Raw genomic sequence first — 1952 nt, 5'->3', positions numbered from 1 at the left:
CCCACCCAGTCCCAGAAGCCGAAGGTGGTGTCGATGCCGAACTGCTTCGCCGCTTCCACGTTGGTGGTGAGTGCCGCGAAATGACCGGCGATGTCGGTGCCGCCCGATTGCTCGTACCAGCGCTTGGCCGAGAGTGCGTTCGTCATCGTCTCGGCCGTGGTGAAGGTCTTGGAGGCGACCAGGAACAGCGTGTGCTCGGGCGCCAGGCCCTTCAGCACGCCCGCCAGCTCGTGGCCGTCGACGTTCGAGACGAAGTGAAAGCGCTTGCCGGGCGCCACGAACTCCGCAAGCGCCAGCACGGCCATCTGCGGGCCGAGGTCGGAGCCGCCGATGCCGATGTTGACCACGTCGGTGATCGTGTGATCGCCGCGCACCTTCTCGGCATAGGCCAGCATGGCGTCGAGCGTGGCGTGCACTTCGCGCAGTTCGTGCGCCGTCTTGGGGCCGGTGGGCGCATCGGCCGGCGCGCGCAGCAGCGTGTGCAGCACGGCGCGGTCTTCGGTGTTGTTGATGTGCTCGCCCGCGAACATCGCATCGCGATGCGCTTCGAGGCCGCACTCGCGCGCGAGCGCGAGCAGCAGTTCCTCGGTCCGCGCGTCGATCAGGTTCTTCGACAGGTCGGCAAAGAGGTACGGCGCCTGCTGGCTGAAGCGCTCGAAGCGCCCCGCGTCGTCCACGAAGGCATGGCGAAGGTCGAACTGGCGACCGGCCGTGTCGAAGGCGGACTGCAGTTGCGCCCAGGCCGGCGCACGGTCACAGCGCAGGGTCATGGCCATCTTTACTTGCCGCTTTCCTGCATGAGCTTTTCGAGCTTCACGGCGTCGACCGCGAAGGCGCGGATGCCTTCGGCGAGCTTCTCGGTGGCCATGGCGTCTTCGTTCAGCGCGAAGCGGAAGCCGGCTTCGTCGTAGCTCACCTTCTTCGCCTCGCCCTTTGCTGCGGCCTTGGCGTCCAGCGCGTGTTCGAGGGGCTCGTTGCTCGCAGCCAGCTCGGCCAGCAGCTCGGGGCTGATGGTCAGCAGGTCGCAGCCGGCCAGGGCCTTGATCTGCCCCGCGTTGCGGAAGCTCGCCCCCATGACCTCGGTCTTGATGCCTTGCTGCTTGTAGTAGTTGAAGATTTCGCGCACCGACTTCACGCCCGGATCGTTGGCGCCGGCACTGGCAGCCTCGTCCCAGGCGGCGCCGGCCGACTTCTTGTACCAGTCGTAGATGCGGCCCACGAAAGGCGAGATGAGCTGCACGCCGGCCGCGCCGCAGGCCACGGCCTGCGCGAACGAGAACAGCAGCGTGAGGTTGGTGCGGATGCCCTTCTGTTCCAGCAGGCGCGCGGCCTCGATGCCTTCCCAGGTGGAAGCGACCTTGATGAGCAGGCGCTTCTCGGTGTCGATGCCTTCGGCCTTGTAGAGGGCCACGATGCGCTCGCCGCGGGCCACGGTGGCGGCGGTGTCGAACGACAGGCGCGCGTCGACTTCGGTCGAGACGCGGCCCGGAATGATGGAGAGGATTTCGGTGCCGAAGCGCACCAGCAGGCGGTCGATGACCTCGTCGAGTGGCTTGCCTGCATGCTTCTTCACGGTCTCGTCGAGCAGCGGCCGGTATTCGGCCTTCTGCACGGCCTTGAGGATCAGCGACGGATTGGTGGTCGCGTCCTGCGGCTTGGAAATGCTGAGCTGCTTGAAGTCACCGGTGTCGGCGACCACGGTGGTCCACTGGCGGAGTGCATCGAGTTGGTTCATGAAATCAATTATCCAGGGAGGGGTGTGACAAGTCCTGCACGCAGTTGCGCGTTGGCCGATGTTTTCATGCGCACCGTAGCACGGGTTCCCGTGCAGCTCCATCGGCCTGCGGCCCGAAGGGTTGTCGGCCGCCCTGCCCTACAGGGGCTGTGGTCCATGGCTGACGGCGGCCGGCCGCGGCCGGAGGCACCCTGACCCCTGTCCCTTATACACATCT

2 protein-coding genes are annotated in these 1952 nt (G+C 66.4%); both read right to left on the bottom strand.

What is annotated here, in order from left to right:
• Positions 1–776: phosphoglucose isomerase-related protein (locus tag D3H34_RS32050; protein ID WP_491047158.1), on the bottom strand; the 776-nt coding region annotated here is incomplete at its 3' end.
• Between the two features lie 2 nt (positions 777–778).
• On the bottom strand, positions 779–1735 hold the full coding sequence (gene tal, locus D3H34_RS32045; RefSeq protein WP_119558807.1) for a transaldolase: 957 nt from the start codon (positions 1733–1735) through the stop codon (positions 779–781).
• Between the last annotated feature and the right edge of the window lie 217 nt (positions 1736–1952).

It is taken from the genome of Acidovorax cavernicola (assembly GCF_003581445.1).
The sequence above is the reverse complement of the archived record's forward strand: the minus strand, read 5'-3'. Positions and strand labels throughout refer to the sequence as shown.